The sequence below is a fragment of the Anabaena azotica SJ-1 genome (assembly GCF_047275885.1).
Classification (GTDB): domain Bacteria; phylum Cyanobacteriota; class Cyanobacteriia; order Cyanobacteriales; family Nostocaceae; genus Trichormus_B; species Trichormus_B azotica_A.
Map to the genome: position 1 here is coordinate 354,961 of NZ_CP178454.1, position 15,679 is coordinate 370,639.

Below are 15,679 nucleotides of genomic sequence, written 5' to 3' on the forward strand. Positions count from 1 at the left end.
AATAAAATACAGAAAAAATCAAAATCCAAGTTTCAGGGTGTTTAGAGAAGGATTTAGTATCAATGATTCAAGAACAGAGCAATGATGTCATCCGCATCAATGCAAGGAAAACTGATGTCTTCGATATTTTTAACTTAAAATATTACATTGGTCCAAATCCTTATTTAGATAGAGGTGCTTTAATTTTTGATTTTGCTTTGACTGGATATGCAGAACCATTAAAGATTGAGGACTATCTTGATCACATTAGTAAACAATATTCTCACTTAGACAAGCAAACATATAATTCCTATGCTGATTTGTTTGCTCGTGTTGTTTCTGAAGTGGGAAAATTAGACATGGGTTTGCACCTCAATCACTGGAGTATCAAGCCTGAGCAGGATTATGTAAGAATCAGCATTCAAGCACTACATGAACTCACAAGTAGAGCAGTAGTTTATTTTGTTTGGGATTGGTGGGAAACTATAGCTAAAGGTGAGGATTTCCTGTTTGAAGAAGGGTTGATAAAACTGCAAAATAGATTTCGTTTATCTGCTTACGGTGGACCTACAGTTTACGCTTTATTACGAACGGCTTATAACCAAGGTATCCCCGCTTTCTATTTATGGGAAGAGGGATTAATGCAATATGGTTTTGGTAGAAAATTGGTGCGGGGAGTAGCGACTACTTTTGATGGTGATAGTCATATTGATTCAGAATTCACCACTCGCAAAGATGACTGTAAAGGATTTTTATACAATTTGAGTTTCCCTATTCCAGAAGGCGAAATTGTTGTTTCTGAACAAGAAGCTTTAGAGGTAGCGAGAGATATTGGCTACCCAGTTGCTGTTAAGCCTGTGGTTGGTCATAAAGGAATTGGTGTGACTCCTGATGTGCATAATGCCAGAGAGTTAGCATCGGCTTATAATAGAGCGTTGATGGCGATTCCTGAAGAACAACCAACACGAATTATTATAGAGAAAAGTATCCGGGGAAAAGATTTCCGCTTACTGTGTGTTAATGGTAAATTTATTGCTGCTACAGAACGTCGCCCTGCATCAGTTATTGGTGATGGTAAGTCAACTATTAAAGAATTAATCAGAAGGGAAAATCGGAAACCGGAACGTTGGGATACACCTACTTCACCTATGAGTAGGATTGAGATTGATGAGGCGCTAGAAAGGTATATAGATGAACAGGGTTTGAGATTGGATAGTATTGTTGAGAGCGATCGCACTGTCTATTTGCGTAAAGTAGCTAATCTATCAGCGGGTGGCATGAGTATTGATGCTACAAAAATAATTCACCATGATAATATCATCTTGGCGCAGGATATAGCCCAATATTTTCGCCTCACTTGTTTGGGGATTGATATCATTACTGAAGATATTTCTGAATCTTGGAAGGCTGGTAATTTTGCTATCTTAGAAATTAATTCTGCACCAGGAATTTTAATGCATCTTAACCCGGCAATTGGTGAAAGTGTTGATGTTCCTGCTCAGATTTTATCAACCTTTTTTGAATCTGGTAAAGATTCCAGAATTCCCATTCTCACTTTTAATCACATTTCTGTCAGCGAATTGCAAGCAACTATTGATCATATTCTGTCACAACATCCTGAATGGACAATTGGTGCTGTTTGTCGCGAGGGAATTTTTGTTAATCGTTCACAAAAGCAATTGAGAAGGGACTATAACAGCAATATCCAAATTTTGTTGCGTAATCCTAAACTTGATTTACTCATTGCTGAATACCCAGAAGATATCCTGGAAGAAGATGGGATGTTTTACCACGGAAGTAATCTTGTTGTTTTGGATAATCCCAGTGAAATAGAGATGATGTTAGTCAGGGATATTTTTGATGATTCAATTGTGGTGATTAAGAAAGAACAGGATGTTTCTATTCGCCGTCAAGGATTGATTGAAGATTACTCTTTGGGCGCTGATGAACCTTTTACAAGGGTTTATTTGAAAGAGATTAGCTCGATTTTGTGACCAATAATTTCTTGATGGTACAAATCCCCGGATTCTTCTTGTTTCTATATTCTGTATAAAAGTAAGACTCTGCTTTCAATGATAGTAGAGGCAGAGCCTCTGTAACAGCATTCCCAGTCAGAGACTGGGAACGAGATAAGGAGATAAATTTATTTTTTAGTTTAATCGTAATCATAGTCTGATTCATATATTTCTACATCTGGTGAAACTGTGGCATCAGAGAAATCCATAGCATCATCTGTGAGACGGATGATTTCCCCAGAGAAAAAATTAGCCAGGCTTTTAGCCGCTTTTGCCACTTCATCATGATCCCAAGTTGACATAGGTGCTTGTGATATGGGTGGTTGGGTTGGTGGAGGTGGAAGGGTTTGTGCTGGGGTTGTGTTTGTGACTACAGGCTCATTTCTGGTTGGTGGTGGTTGGATAGGTTGTGGTACTGGTGCTGGTGTTGGTTGTGGGGCTGGTTGTGGCTGGTTATAGCTGGGTATTGTTGGTGGTTTTTGAACACGAGTAGAATCTTGTGGAGGAGGATTTCTTGCGACTGAAGTAGCAGTTGATGAAGTTGCTTTTTCCAGATTGACTTGGATGTCACGCTGAAAAGTCTGCTGAAAAGCAGTTGTAATGATAGGCAAATCCGATTTACCTTTTTCATACCATGCTTGTTTAATAGCAATACGAGCTAAAGCGCCATCAAAGTCCAACAGATTACTCATTTGACGTAACATTTCTCGTCTTGAGGGTGGTTGGAGGTTAGCTAGTACCTGTTGCCAAATCTGAGTTAAGTCATACTGTGATCCTGCCGCAACTTCCTGTGCAGGTGCTGTGGGAGTTGTTACAGGTGCGGGTGGAGTGTATACAGGTTCTGGTGTAGGTGTAGATGCAGGATTAGACGCTGAATTATGGTTTTGTTGGGTATAAGCTGGTGCTGGTGAAGATGCTGGATTAGGTGCTGAATTATGGTTTTGTTGGGTATAAGCTGGTGCCGATGAGGATGCAGGATTAGGCGCTGAATTATGGTTTTGTTGGGTATAAGCTGGTGCTGGTGAAAATGCTGCTGGGTAAGAAGGTGTATTTACAGGTTGCGGGACACTGGGCGCTTGTGGCTGAATATTTGCACTTGGTAATAGGCCGAGTAATGTGACTTCTAACCACAACCGGGGTTGGGTGGTGTTTTTAAGTTGGACTTCTGCTGTTCTTAAATGTTGCTGTCCGCGCAAAATTGTAGTTATGTCTAACTTGTGGGCAAAGTTAATTAGTGTTGTCCAGGTTGGTTGAGTACAAGCAACTAAGTCTTGACGATTGGGGGCTGTTTTGGCAATGAGTAAATCTCGGTAAAAGGCGGCAAAATTTTGGAGAATGGTGAGGGGTTCTCGTCCTCGATCAAGGATTTGTCGGGTAGAATCTAATACGATTTCAGCGTTATCTTGAGCGATCGCATCTAATAAAGCTAACAAATCTTTTTCACTGACTGAACCCACTAAATCCCAAACTTGATCTGGTATGACTTCCCCAGGGAACAAAGCTAGTTGATCCAGTAAACTTTCTGCATCTCGCAAACCTCCTTGAGACATTTGTGCTACTAAGGTGACGGCATCAAGGGAAATATTAATGTTTTCTTTTGAGGCGATCGCACCTAAATGTTTTACCATCGCCTCTAATTGAATGCGTCTAAAATCAAATCTTTGACAGCGAGAAATAATTGTTGGTAATACCCGCTGTGGATCTGTTGTTGCTAGAACAAAAACGACGTGCTTTGGTGGTTCTTCTAATGTCTTTAGTAACGCATTAAATGCAGCGGTACTAAGCATATGACATTCATCAATCACATAAACCTTATACCGACACTGCACAGGAGCAAACTGTGCCTTTTCAATTAATTCGCGGATGTTATCGACACCGGTATTACTAGCCGCGTCGATTTCAATTACATCCAAAGAATAACCTTTAGTAATACCTTGACAAATATCACAAACGCCACAAGGTGAGGGGGTAGGCTTGTCACTTTTAAGACAATTTAATGATTTAGCTAAAATCCTGGCGCTAGAGGTTTTACCCGTGCCTCTGGGGCCAGTAAACAAATAGGCAGGGGCAATTTTTGCCGAACTAATGGCATTAGTCAGGGTAGTTGCGATCGCCTCTTGTCCCACTAGTTCAGCAAAACTCTTGGGGCGATACTTGTGGTGCAGGGGTTCGTAAGACATGGAAACTAATCGGTTAACAGTGAACAGTTAACAGCTATGGAGTATCACCACCCATGAGAGTTTGGGGTTTCACTATTTTAACAACTGATGGCAGTTTCCTTAAGGGGAAAATTTATCTCATTATATTTACTTAAAAATAAATGGCATTGCTTTGATTTTATACTTTAAAATAAAATAAAAAACAGTGAAGGCTAATAACTGATCACTGAATAGCGCACCGACATCGCTAGAATTTGATCAGCAACATTCAATGGTGCAGCAGATGCTCAAGCGGCTAATTCAGTGGCTCAAAAAATTATTGCGAGGTTTATTTGGTAGCAAAAAAACTGCCATTTCCACCAGGCAGGATGCGGACACAACAGTAGCGCCACCTCTTACCGATACGGATCTAGAATTTTTGTTTACAGAACTTTTAACAGGAGTTCACCAATCCAGAGGCCAGACTTGGGCGCAAAACTGGTTACATAAAATAGAACATCGTGTCACTACGCAGCGTTGGGTAGAATGGTTAAATAAATTTGGTGAAAGATTATTAGCATCAAAGAAAGCTAACAACGAATTAGCGGCGCGATTAGTACAGCTAGGTGAGTTAGATATAGGTGAGATTGGCGACCTGTCCTATAGTATTGGTATGCAATTGTTGACGCGCAATCAAGGTGAACCAATTTGGGAATATGGGGGTCCCGATGTTGTCAGCCAAATTACTACAGCACCTATAACTTACGTAGCACCGGAAGATGAGGATTTTGCAGAGGAAGAATACCAAAGTGTAACTTGGGATGAATTATTGGTGATGTTGCAGGAGAATGAGAACCTGCGTCAGCAAATTGCTCAAGATTTGGGAATTGAAACTGATGATCCACAGATGATTATTCAGATGCTGATAAATCAATCACAGGAATTTGATGAATCGTCTCCACAGCAAAATTGAGATGATTAGCACAAGTCAGAATTACAGAAGTAAAACCTTGATGTATAAGGAGTTTCATCATCACTCGATGTCCTAATGTCCTTGTCTGTTGATATAATTCACCAGTCTGTTAGGTAATTCATGATTTTTTTTGACACAACGATGGCTACAATCTAGGAGAGAGAAAATGCAAGAATGTGGCAAATGCTCAGGTGGCTATTGCAGTGGCTTAACAGGTTTATGAAGTATCCTTTTAACAGTCGTCGGACTCATGATGCCCACGCTAAAAAGGATCATGAGGTGGTAGAGTCTCTACCTGAATTAACCAATGCTGATCTAGAAGTATTGTTTAACGAGCTGCTTGAGGGTGTGCATCAAGCGCGGGGACAACAATGGGCGCTGAAGTATTTGCAGCGCATGGAACCCCGAATTACTGTTGAACGTTGGATAGATTGGCTGCTGATTTTTGGTGAAAGAATGTTATCTTCACCTGCGCCAAATAGTCAGATAGCAACGCGAATGGTTAAATTGGGTGAACTCAATGTTGGGAAAGTTGGTGAACTTGCATCAGAAATTGGTGTCCAACTATTGAGTCGTGAGTTTTTAGCCCAAAGATATGTGGAGAGTCCACAAGCAGTAGAGGTGGAAGCCGCAGCAGCAGTAGTGGTAGATACTCCTGGACAACAATTACTGCGGGATTTTGGGGAAGAGTTATGGGAACATGATCAGGAAGAACTTGTAAACAACATCACACCAAGATCCTTAAGCTTGGAGGAAGCTTGGACGGATAACTCACAACAGTGGAGTCATCAGCATCTAGAACAACATACATCTGAGGCTGTCATTTTTGAGTATGTCCAGGAAGATAATCCTGCTGTGATTGAGGAAGTAGAATATGTTAGTGATTCTGCTTTGGCAGAGAATTGGGATCAGTCGCTGGTAAGTTTAGAGCCGAAGGTGGCACATACTCTGGATGAGTTGGTGGTAAGGTTGGAGCAAAGCACCAATTTAGTCCAGCAATTGGCTTCTGAATTGGCTATCCGCGATGAACGTCAAGCATTAATTCAGCGTCCTAGTTTTCAACTAACTGTAACTAACCAAGCTCAAGCATGGTTTTATCAAGGTTTACAGCAAGCTAAATCTGGGGATTTGTTGGGGGCGCTGGCTTTTTATAATCAAGCTACTAAATTAGAACCAGAATCGGCGGAGTATTGGTTTAATCAAGGTTTAACATTATTCCATTTAAAACGTTTTGAAGAGGCGATCGCAGCCTATGATCAGGCGATCGCACTCAAACCAGATTTCTTTAAAGCCTGGTACAATCGGGGGGGAATTCTGGGCGAATTTGGGGACTTTGACGCAGCGATCGCTTCTTTTGATAAGGCGATAGAATTTCAACCCAACTATCAAGAAGCTTGGTCTAGTCGGGGTTTGGCACTACTGAAATTAGGACTGATTTGGGAAGCAATTTCCAGTTATGACCAAGCCTTGAAGTTACAACGCCAAGACCAGGAAACTTGGTATTATCGAGGGGTAGCTCTGGCTGTAGGAGAGCAATATGAAGAAGCGATCGCCTCTTATGACCAAGCTATAGAAATTCAACCAGACTATCACGAAGTTTGGATTGACCGAGGAGTAGTCTTATTTAACCTCAACCGTTGGTCAGAAGCCATTGAATCTTGGGATCAAGCCCTCTCTATTCAACCAGACTTTTACTTAGCTTGGTATAACCGCGGCATCGCTTTAGAGAACCTAGCCAGACGAGAAGAAGCCATTAATTCCTATCAACAAGCGATCGCCATTAAACCCGACTTTCACCCCGCATGGTACAACCAAGCCGTAGCCTTATTTTATTTAAATAGATTTGCAGAAGCCATTTCTTGCTATGACAGCGCCTTAGAAATCAAACTAGATTATTGGGAAGCTTGGTTAGGTCGTGGTGGAGCCGTTGGTAACTTAGTCAATGACAAATTCTCCATAAGTTTATACAGTAGCATAGCCACATCCAATCCCAATCTAAATCAGCGCGGCTATGAAGGCAAATTAGCCACATATCAAGAAGGCTTTAAATATCTCCGTCCAGATACTCACCCCGAAGGTTGGGGAAGATTGCATCTAGCCGCCGGTAATACACATTACGAACACGGCAAAAAACAATCCACACCCCGCTATTTTTGGCAAAAAGCCGTATCTGAATACCAACAGGCACTCTTAACCCTCACAGCCGAAGATTTCCCCGAATTACATCTTGATGGTTTACAATCTCTCACCAAAGTGCTGATCAGTTTAGGACAAACCGTAACAGCCCAAGAATTACAGCACAATGGACTAAGCTTATTACAACAACTACTTAATCAAACAACCCGTTCTGAACAAAGTAAAAAACAACTAGCTTTAAAATTTGCAGGTTTAAGACAAATGGGAGTTGACTTAGCAGTCAATATAGGTGATTTAGTAGAATCTTGGGAAATTGCCGAACATTGTAAAAATACCTGTTTAAAATTACTGCTTTCTGATTGGCATGATGAAATATACTCTCCCCACTATGAAGACATTCAACCATTACTAAATTCCACAACAGCCATCATTTACTGGCATCTTAGCCCAGCAGCCTTACACACCTTCATTATTAAACATGAAGCTCCTTCACCCATACTTTTATTAACACCCATACAAGATATAGAAGCCATACCAGAAGCTGTACAACGTCTAGTTGAATTTGAAAACTGGCTAGAAGATTGGCAAAAACAATACCAAGAATATCGTCAAATCCAAGATATAGAAAATCAGAGCAAACATTCTTGGTGGGTAGATATAGAAAAGAAATTGTTACAACTGCAAAACATCCTCAATATTTCTACAATTATTCAAGAACTTGAAGGTATCACCAAACTGATTGTTATTCCCCATCGTGATTTACATAAATTACCTATCCACGCACTTTTTCCACTCAATCAGGAAAATTCACTCAATTACACCATTAATTATTTACCTAGTATCCAAATAGGACTAGACGTAAAAACATATTCATTATCAAATTGGCAACAGCAACAATTCCTCAGTGTTGAAAACATAGAACACACAGATAATAGTCAGATAAAATGTGCTGACTTTGCATCGGCAATTATCAGAAAAATGTTTGATAATTCTCAACACATTCAAGGTTCACAAGTTACACAAAATAATATCGAAAATGCCTTAGCCACAGGTTACAGCATCTTTCACTTTACTGGTCATGCTATCAGCAATTTGAGTGAAGTTCAAAAATCAGCTTTAGTCTTAGCAGATGAAGAAAAACTTACTCTAGGAGAAATTAGTCAACATACTTTTCATACTTACAATCTGTTTACTCTCCCAAATTCTGAAATAGTTAGTAATAACAATCAGAATATCAGCGGTGAATATGTGGGTTTAGCAACTGGTTTACTCAGTGGTGGTGTTCCCTATGTAGTTAGTACAATGTGGACTGTTGAATCATCTACTACAGCTTTAGTAATTATAGAATTTTACCGTAGATTACTTGCCTATCAATCACCAGTAATTGCTTTAGCTGAAGCCACAACTTGGTTGAGAGATATAACAGTTAGTGAACTAATTACATGGTATGAAGATTTACTTTCTAATCTGCATCCAGAGGAATTTAATTTGAAGAATTATGTAATGATGCAAATTGACAGAAATACTAAATTCTCACCTCACACACAGCCTTACAATCATCCTTACTATTGGGCAGCATTTATCATTACAGGATGTGATTGAACTGATAAAGATTGACAACTAAAAATCACTCTAACTCATAACCAAGATGAAAGGTAATCAAAATTTTTCCAATAAGTTAGTGTTGAAAAATAATCCCTTGAGTGAATTATTTTTATCTGGTTTACTCACTATAGGACTAGCAGTTGCTGGACTTGCTGTTACCTATTCAACTTTACCGAGAAATTTTGAATTTTATTGTAACAGAATGGCTGAAAATAATCCTAGTTGTGAATTTAGGGAAAAGGAATTATGGCTAGGAATAAAACAAGAGACTTTTTTAGAAGAAATAAATGCAGCAATTGTAGCTACCCTATCTGGAGATAATAATGATGATAAATATTTTGTTCAATTGAAAACGCCTGATGATAACTTTAGTATTGTTGGCTATGATTCAGAATATCAAGCTCAGAATATAGCATCTGATATTAATAAGTTTATTAACAATAAAAAACAAACTAGTTTCCAAATTGAATTTTCTACACAACTCCAAATAGGACAACTATTACTTGGGTTATTGTTTTCCAGTCTCGGTATGGTATTTTTGATACTTATAATTTTCATTCCTTATTACAGAAGGATGACTCTTGATAAATCTACTAATCAAATTATAATTCAGCAAATAAGTTTGCTGAAAAATAAGGTGATTGAACACAAACTTAGTGAAGTAATTGAGGTGACAAAGGAGGAAAAAATAGACAAAAATAAAGACAATACAACTAATTATATGTTATTGATGTCTGGAGGTGAACGTATATCTTTAGATTTATATAATAATAGTAAATATTGGAAAAATGAATTAGAAATGGTGGAAACTTTAGCTGCTTTTCTAAAGCTTACAGTTACGCATCGACAGATTAAGATGTAGAGAAGTTGTATTTAATATCTCTACAATTTAATTTTTTTATTGCTCATGTGTGACTGTCTCAAAGTTTTTTTACTAAAGCTTTTTTACTCTGGCTTTGAATCTTTGAGCATTTCTAACGCTTCCTTACACCAATCTATCCATTCTAATTCGCAACGAATACCAGCCTTTAAAACTAAATACTTTAATTTTTCTCGTTGACTTAATTCTGCTTTATTTGCAAAATGTTCTTTTTCAATTTCTCGATATTTTGATAATTTATTTTGATGTGTTCTATGACGACTTTCAACATCTTCTATCAGTACGTTAATTGGTACTAAACTACCAGAAAATATTTTAACTAATATGTCTTCTCTAATCACATCTGGTTCACTGGGTTTTTTCATCCACTCCACTAGATGCTGTTTTCCTAGTTCTGTGATGGAGTAGATTTTTTTATCTAAACGACCTTCACGGGGAATAATCTCCGAAACAATAAAACCTTGTGTTTCTAGTTTTCCCAATTCTCTGTAAATTTGCTGTTGGGAAGCGTGCCAGAAATAACCAACTGATTCACTAAAAACTTTAGAAAGGTCATAACCGCTGTGAGGTGCTTCGATTAAACAAGTCAATATGGCGTGTGACAAACTCATAAATGAAAAAATACTTGGCTACTTGACAGATATCTATTTAAGGTTACACTAGATTTTGTATACAACAAGTTGAATAAAACTATTATAACTTACTAATTGTATACAGCAAGTTTAATTGCTAAAACTCAAGTGGTTACATCTATGCAGAATCTTGATCCTGTCAGATATCCAAACCGACTGATTATAGGTGCGATCGCTTTAGGTTTAATCAGTCTTGGTGGTTCGTTATACATCTTGTCAGGTAACAAGCCTCCTGAAAAAGCCACCTTAGCAGCTGATAATCGTCCTGTAATCAAAGCTGTGACTGCGTTGGGACGCATTGAACCCCAAGGAGAAGTAATTCAAGTTTCAGTATCGCAGATGGCTGGGAGTAACCGGGTAGCGCAACTTTTGGTCAAGGAAGGCGATCGCCTTAAAAAAGGACAAGTAATAGCAATTTTGGATAGTAGCGATCGCCGTTTAGCAGCACTTAACCAAGCTAAACAACAGGTAAAAGTTGCAGAATCTCATTTAGCACAGATAAAAGCCGGTGCAAAACAGGGAGAAATTGACGCACAAAAAGCGATAATTTCCGAATTAGAAGCATTATTACGTCAAGAAAGTGCAGCGAGAACTGCAACTGTAAAACGCTTAAAAGCCGAAGTAAAAAATGCAGAACTTGAATATAAACGTTATGAATCTTTGCAAATAGAAGGCGCAGTTTCCACATCTATTCGTGATACTAAAAGGTTAACTTTAGAAACAGCACAAGCAAATTTGGGAGAAGCGATCGCTAACCAGTTCCAAACATCAGAAACCTTAAGAGAAAAACTCAGACAAGCGAAAGCAACGTTAAGCAAAATTGCCGAAGTTCGTCCTACAGATGTGCAAGCAGCAACAGCAGAAATCGAAAATACCAAAGCATCCGTCCAAGCAGCAGAGGCTGATTTAGATTTAGCTTATGTGCGTTCTCCCAAAGATGGACAAATTCTCAAGATTCATACATGGTCAGGAGAAATAGTTAGCGATAAAGGCATTATAGAAATTGGTGAAACCAATCAAATGTATGTAATTGCAGAAGTATATGAAAATGATATTAATCGGGTGAAACTAGGACAAAATGCAACCATTACCCAACTCAATTTACCAGGAGAACTAAAAGGAACAGTTAATCATATTGGGTTATTAATTGCTAAAAAAGATGTATTAAATACTGATCCAGCCGCTGATATTGATGCGCGAGTAGTAGAAGTAAAAATTAAACTTGATGCTGAATCTAGTAAACGAGTTACTGGTTTGACTAATTCAAAAGTAAAAATAGCAATCAACATAAATTAAAACAAACTTCTTTTCTTTGTCTCTCTTTCCTTCGCGTCCTTTGCGCCTTCGCGGTTTATTACTCTTAAAATCATGTGGAAAAGAAAAATACCTTTAGCTTGGTTACAGCTATCAAGAGAAAAAGCTCGAATGGCTGTAGCTATTGCGGGAATTGCTTTCGCTGATGTGTTAATGTTTTTACAATTAGGAATTCGTGAAGCTTTGTTTGATGGTGCTGTGCAGTTACATAACAGCTTAGAAGGTGAAATTGTTTTAGTTAGTTCTCGATACAAAGCCTTAATTTCTCTTGATCAATTTTCTCAAAGAAGATTATATCAAGCTTTAGGTTTTACAGGAGTGCAATCCGTTAGTCCAATTTATTTAGATTCTATTCCCTGGAAAAATCCTGATAACCAACAGACTTGGAGAATTTTTGCTATCGGTTTTAATCCAGAAGAAAAAGTAGTTAATTTACCAGGTGTAAAAGAAAATTTGAACTACTTAACAGAACCAGATACAGTTTTATTTGATAGAGGTGCGCGTAAAGAATTTGGAACGATTGTTTCTCAATTTGAAAACAACAAAAAAATTACCACAGAATTAAATAATCGGCGTATTAATGTAGCTGGATTATTCAGATTAGGAACTTCCTTTGGTGTGAATGGTAATATTATAACTAGTGATGTCAATTTTTTGCGTTTGTTAGGAAAACGACGAGAAGCAGGATTAATTGATTTTGGTTTAATCAAACTAGAATCTGGTGCAGATTTAAATTGGGTAATCGCAAATTTAAAAGCTAATTTACCGAAAGATGTGCAGGTTTTGTCTAAACAGGAATTCATGGCTAAAGAAAAAAGCTTTTGGAATACAAGTACACCTGTAGGATTTACTTTTACATTAGGTGCAATAATTGGTTTTGTTGTTGGTGCGGTGATTGTTTATCAAATTCTTTATAGTGATGTTTCTGATCACTTACCAGAATATGCGACCTTAAAAGCTATTGGGTTTAAAAACCGCTATTTACTTGTTGTTGTATTTCAAGAAGCTTTGATTTTAGCAGCTATCGGTTTTATTCCTGGTTTTGCAATTTCTCAAGGTTTATATTTGATGACTCGTCAAGCAACCTTGTTACCAATAATTATGACTGTAGATAGAGCTATATTTATTTTCATTCTTACTACTTTGATGTGTTCAATTTCAGCTTTAATAGCAATGCAAAAATTACAATCTGCTGATCCTGCTGATGTTTTTTAGAGAAATAAAGGAACATGAATACTTTACCTGCAATTTCTATTTCTGATCTTAATCACTATTATGGTGAAGGTTCATTAAAGAAACAGATTCTTTTTGATATTAATCTGAAAATACAACCAGGAGAAATTGTCATCATGACTGGTCCTTCTGGTTCTGGTAAAACTACCTTACTTACTCTCATTGGTAGTTTACGTTCTTTACAATCAGGAAGTCTAAAAATATTGGGTAAGGAAATTTATGGTGCTAGTAAAGATGCAATGGTACAAGTGCGAAGAAATATAGGTTATATTTTTCAAGCACATAATCTATTGGGTTTTCTCAATGTTCAACAAAATGTACAAATGCCTTTTGAGTATGATCATACTATTTCCTTTCGAGAAGCACAAGCAAAAGCCGCAGCAATGTTAACAACTGTAGGCTTAGGGGAAAGGTTGAATTATTATCCCGATGGACTTTCTGGGGGACAAAAACAACGAGTTGCGATCGCACGTGCTTTAGTACATCATCCTAAGTTAGTTTTAGCAGATGAACCAACAGCAGCTTTAGATAGTAAGTCTGGTAGAGATGTGGTGAATTTAATGCAGCAATTAGCAAAGGAACAAGGTTGTACTATTTTGTTGGTTACTCATGATCATCGGATTTTAGATATTGCAGATCGAATTGTAAAAATGGAAGATGGTTATTTAGTAAGTAATTAAAGTAAGTAATTAAATAGATTCAATCCCCCTGCTCCTCTGCTCCCCTACTCCCCTACTCCCCTACTCCCCTGCTCCCCTGCTCCCCTGCTCCCATGCTCCCATGCTCCTCTGCCATTTAAAATCAGTCAGGAATTTTTCACTCTTGCTAGTTCTTGTCAAAACAACAATATTTGTGACAATTGCGCTAGAATTATTAAAGGTTCGTTACAGAATTGGCAAAACATCCCCAAATCTGTTACAACAGCCAAACATTTAGCTTCTTAATCTAAAAACACTAAAGTTCACCTAAACTCTCTATGACGCTCCCAATTCGTAACGTCGCCATTATCGCTCACGTTGACCACGGCAAAACCACCTTGGTTGATGCTCTTCTCAAACAGTCCGGCATTTTCCGCGAAGGCGAAGACGTTCCGGATTGTGTCATGGACTCCAACGCTTTGGAGAGGGAACGAGGAATTACTATTCTTTCTAAAAATACAGCGGTTCGCTACAAAGAAACCCTGATTAATATTGTTGATACACCTGGACACGCTGACTTTGGTGGAGAAGTAGAACGGGTACTCGGCATGGTGGACGGTTGTCTGCTGATTGTTGATGCCAATGAAGGACCGATGCCTCAAACCCGCTTTGTACTCAAAAAAGCTTTGGAAAAAGGTCTGCGTCCTATTGTAGTTATTAACAAAATCGATCGCGGCCAAGCTGACCCCCACGTTGCTGTTGATAAGGTCTTGGATCTGTTCTTGGAATTAGGAGCAGATGAAGACCAGTGCGACTTTAAATATCTGTTTGCTTCCGGTATGGCTGGTTTCGCTAAAGAAACTTTGGAAGAAGAAGGGGTAGATATGCAGCCCCTGTTTGATGCCATTCTCCGCCATGTCCCTGCACCAGTAGGAGATCCTAACAAACCTCTGCAATTGCAAGTAACCACCCTAGATTATTCTGAATATTTAGGACGGATTATCATTGGTAAAATCCACAATGGAACTATCCGTACCGGACAACAAGCTGCTTTGGTAGTAGAAGATGGCAGCATTGTTAAGGGTAAAATTACCAAGCTGATGGGATTTGAAGGCTTGAAGCGGGTAGACATGGAAGAAGCTACCGCAGGTTATATTGTGGCTGTAGCTGGTTTTGCTGATGCTTATATTGGAGAAACCATTACAGATCCTAATGAACCACTAGCTTTACCTTTAATTAAGGTAGATGAACCAACTTTACAAATGACCTTCTGGGTGAATGATTCACCTTTTGCTGGTCAAGAAGGTAAATTGGTAACATCACGACAAATTCGCGATCGCTTGTTCCGTGAATTAGAAACCAACGTAGCTTTGCGCGTTGAAGAAACCGATTCTCCTGATAAATTCCTGGTTTCCGGTCGGGGTGAATTACACCTGGGTATCTTAATTGAAACCATGCGTCGTGAAGGTTTCGAGTTCCAAGTTTCCCAACCTCAAGTAATTTACCGCACAGTTAATGGTCAACCATGCGAACCTTATGAACTTCTAGCATTAGACGTTCCCGGTGATGCAGTTGGTAGTTGTATTGAACGGTTGGGACAACGGAAAGCGGAAATGCAAGATATGCAGCCTGGTGGTGGCGATCGCACTCAACTAGAGTTTATCGTTCCTGCTCGTGGTTTAATCGGGTTCCGAGGTGAATTCATGCGGATGACCCGTGGTGAAGGCATCATGAACCACAGTTTCCTCGACTATCGTCAGCTTTCTGGTGATATTGAAGCCCGTAACAAAGGCGTTTTAATCTCCTTTGAAGAAGGTGTTTCTACTTTCTACGCCATGAAAAACGCAGAAGATAGAGGTGCATTCTTTATCAGCCCAGGAACCAAAGTTTACAGAGGCATGATTATTGGTGAACATAATCGTCCCCAAGATTTGGAACTGAACGTTTGTAAAACCAAACAGCTAACCAATCACCGTGCGGCTGGTGGTGATGAACTTGTACAGTTACAAACACCAATAGATATGAGTTTGGAACGTGCATTAGAGTACATCGCTCAAGATGAATTAGTGGAAGTTACACCACAATCAATTCGTCTCCGCAAAATGGCGAAGAAATTAGCGAAACGTTAACCATACG

General features: G+C 38.7%; 10 protein-coding genes. 8 read left to right on the top strand and 2 right to left on the bottom strand.

Annotated features, from left to right (window positions below; all coding sequences use genetic code 11):
• Positions 1-62 precede the first annotated feature (62 nt).
• Positions 63-1,973: a cyanophycin synthetase gene (locus ACLLO5_RS01545; protein WP_413173740.1), complete on the top strand. Its 1,911-nt coding sequence runs from the start codon at positions 63-65 to the stop codon at positions 1,971-1,973.
• A gap of 161 nt (positions 1,974-2,134) precedes the next feature.
• On the opposite strand, the gene ACLLO5_RS01550 is transcribed toward ACLLO5_RS01545, so the two are convergent.
• Complete coding sequence (locus ACLLO5_RS01550) at positions 2,135-4,174, bottom strand: DNA polymerase III subunit gamma/tau (RefSeq protein WP_413173741.1); 2,040 nt, start codon at positions 4,172-4,174, stop codon at positions 2,135-2,137.
• A gap of 262 nt (positions 4,175-4,436) precedes the next feature.
• Here ACLLO5_RS01550 and ACLLO5_RS01555 point away from each other — a divergent pair, with 262 nt between their 5' ends.
• From ACLLO5_RS01555 to ACLLO5_RS01565, 3 genes are all read left to right on the top strand, one after another.
• On the top strand, positions 4,437-5,105 hold the full coding sequence (locus ACLLO5_RS01555) for a hypothetical protein (protein WP_413173742.1): 669 nt from the start codon (positions 4,437-4,439) through the stop codon (positions 5,103-5,105).
• A gap of 174 nt (positions 5,106-5,279) precedes the next feature.
• The gene (locus ACLLO5_RS01560; protein ID WP_413173743.1) at positions 5,280-8,843 is read left to right on the top strand and encodes a CHAT domain-containing protein; all 3,564 of its coding nucleotides are present in this window, start codon (positions 5,280-5,282) and stop codon (positions 8,841-8,843) included.
• Between the two features lie 46 nt (positions 8,844-8,889).
• The gene (locus ACLLO5_RS01565; protein WP_413173744.1) at positions 8,890-9,708 is read left to right on the top strand and encodes a hypothetical protein; all 819 of its coding nucleotides are present in this window, start codon (positions 8,890-8,892) and stop codon (positions 9,706-9,708) included.
• An 83-nt stretch (positions 9,709-9,791) separates the two neighbouring features.
• Here ACLLO5_RS01565 and ACLLO5_RS01570 read toward each other — a convergent pair whose 3' ends face one another.
• Positions 9,792-10,337, bottom strand: coding sequence for a PadR family transcriptional regulator (locus ACLLO5_RS01570; protein ID WP_413173745.1), 546 nt, complete (start codon positions 10,335-10,337; stop codon positions 9,792-9,794).
• 141 nt (positions 10,338-10,478) lie between these two features.
• Here ACLLO5_RS01570 and ACLLO5_RS01575 point away from each other — a divergent pair, with 141 nt between their 5' ends.
• From ACLLO5_RS01575 to typA, 4 genes are all read left to right on the top strand, one after another.
• On the top strand, positions 10,479-11,654 hold the full coding sequence (locus ACLLO5_RS01575; protein ID WP_413173746.1) for an ABC exporter membrane fusion protein: 1,176 nt from the start codon (positions 10,479-10,481) through the stop codon (positions 11,652-11,654).
• 72 nt (positions 11,655-11,726) lie between these two features.
• Positions 11,727-12,887, top strand: a complete 1,161-nt coding sequence (devC, locus tag ACLLO5_RS01580; protein ID WP_413173747.1) for an ABC transporter permease DevC — start codon at positions 11,727-11,729, stop codon at positions 12,885-12,887.
• A gap of 14 nt (positions 12,888-12,901) precedes the next feature.
• Positions 12,902-13,585, top strand: a complete 684-nt coding sequence (locus tag ACLLO5_RS01585) for a DevA family ABC transporter ATP-binding protein (RefSeq protein ID WP_413173748.1) — start codon at positions 12,902-12,904, stop codon at positions 13,583-13,585.
• 296 nt (positions 13,586-13,881) lie between these two features.
• Positions 13,882-15,672: a translational GTPase TypA gene (gene typA / locus ACLLO5_RS01590; RefSeq protein ID WP_413173749.1), complete on the top strand. Its 1,791-nt coding sequence runs from the start codon at positions 13,882-13,884 to the stop codon at positions 15,670-15,672.
• The last annotated feature ends 7 nt before the right edge of the window (positions 15,673-15,679 follow it).

What these genes read in the sequence shown, in the direction of transcription:
- ACLLO5_RS01545 (WP_413173740.1), top strand. Translation starts at nt 63, where the DNA reads ATGATTCAAGAACAGAGCAATGATGTCATCCGCATCAATGCAAGGAAA.
- ACLLO5_RS01575 (WP_413173746.1), top strand. Translation starts at nt 10,479, where the DNA reads ATGCAGAATCTTGATCCTGTCAGATATCCAAACCGACTGATTATAGGT.
- devC (WP_413173747.1), top strand. Translation starts at nt 11,727, where the DNA reads ATGTGGAAAAGAAAAATACCTTTAGCTTGGTTACAGCTATCAAGAGAA.
- typA (WP_413173749.1), top strand. Translation starts at nt 13,882, where the DNA reads ATGACGCTCCCAATTCGTAACGTCGCCATTATCGCTCACGTTGACCAC.
- ACLLO5_RS01585 (WP_413173748.1), top strand. Translation starts at nt 12,902, where the DNA reads ATGAATACTTTACCTGCAATTTCTATTTCTGATCTTAATCACTATTAT.
- ACLLO5_RS01565 (WP_413173744.1), top strand. Translation starts at nt 8,890, where the DNA reads ATGAAAGGTAATCAAAATTTTTCCAATAAGTTAGTGTTGAAAAATAAT.
- ACLLO5_RS01570 (WP_413173745.1), bottom strand. Translation starts at nt 10,337, where the DNA reads ATGAGTTTGTCACACGCCATATTGACTTGTTTAATCGAAGCACCTCAC.
- ACLLO5_RS01550 (WP_413173741.1), bottom strand. Translation starts at nt 4,174, where the DNA reads ATGTCTTACGAACCCCTGCACCACAAGTATCGCCCCAAGAGTTTTGCT.
- ACLLO5_RS01555 (WP_413173742.1), top strand. Translation starts at nt 4,437, where the DNA reads ATGCTCAAGCGGCTAATTCAGTGGCTCAAAAAATTATTGCGAGGTTTA.
- ACLLO5_RS01560 (WP_413173743.1), top strand. Translation starts at nt 5,280, where the DNA reads ATGTGGCAAATGCTCAGGTGGCTATTGCAGTGGCTTAACAGGTTTATG.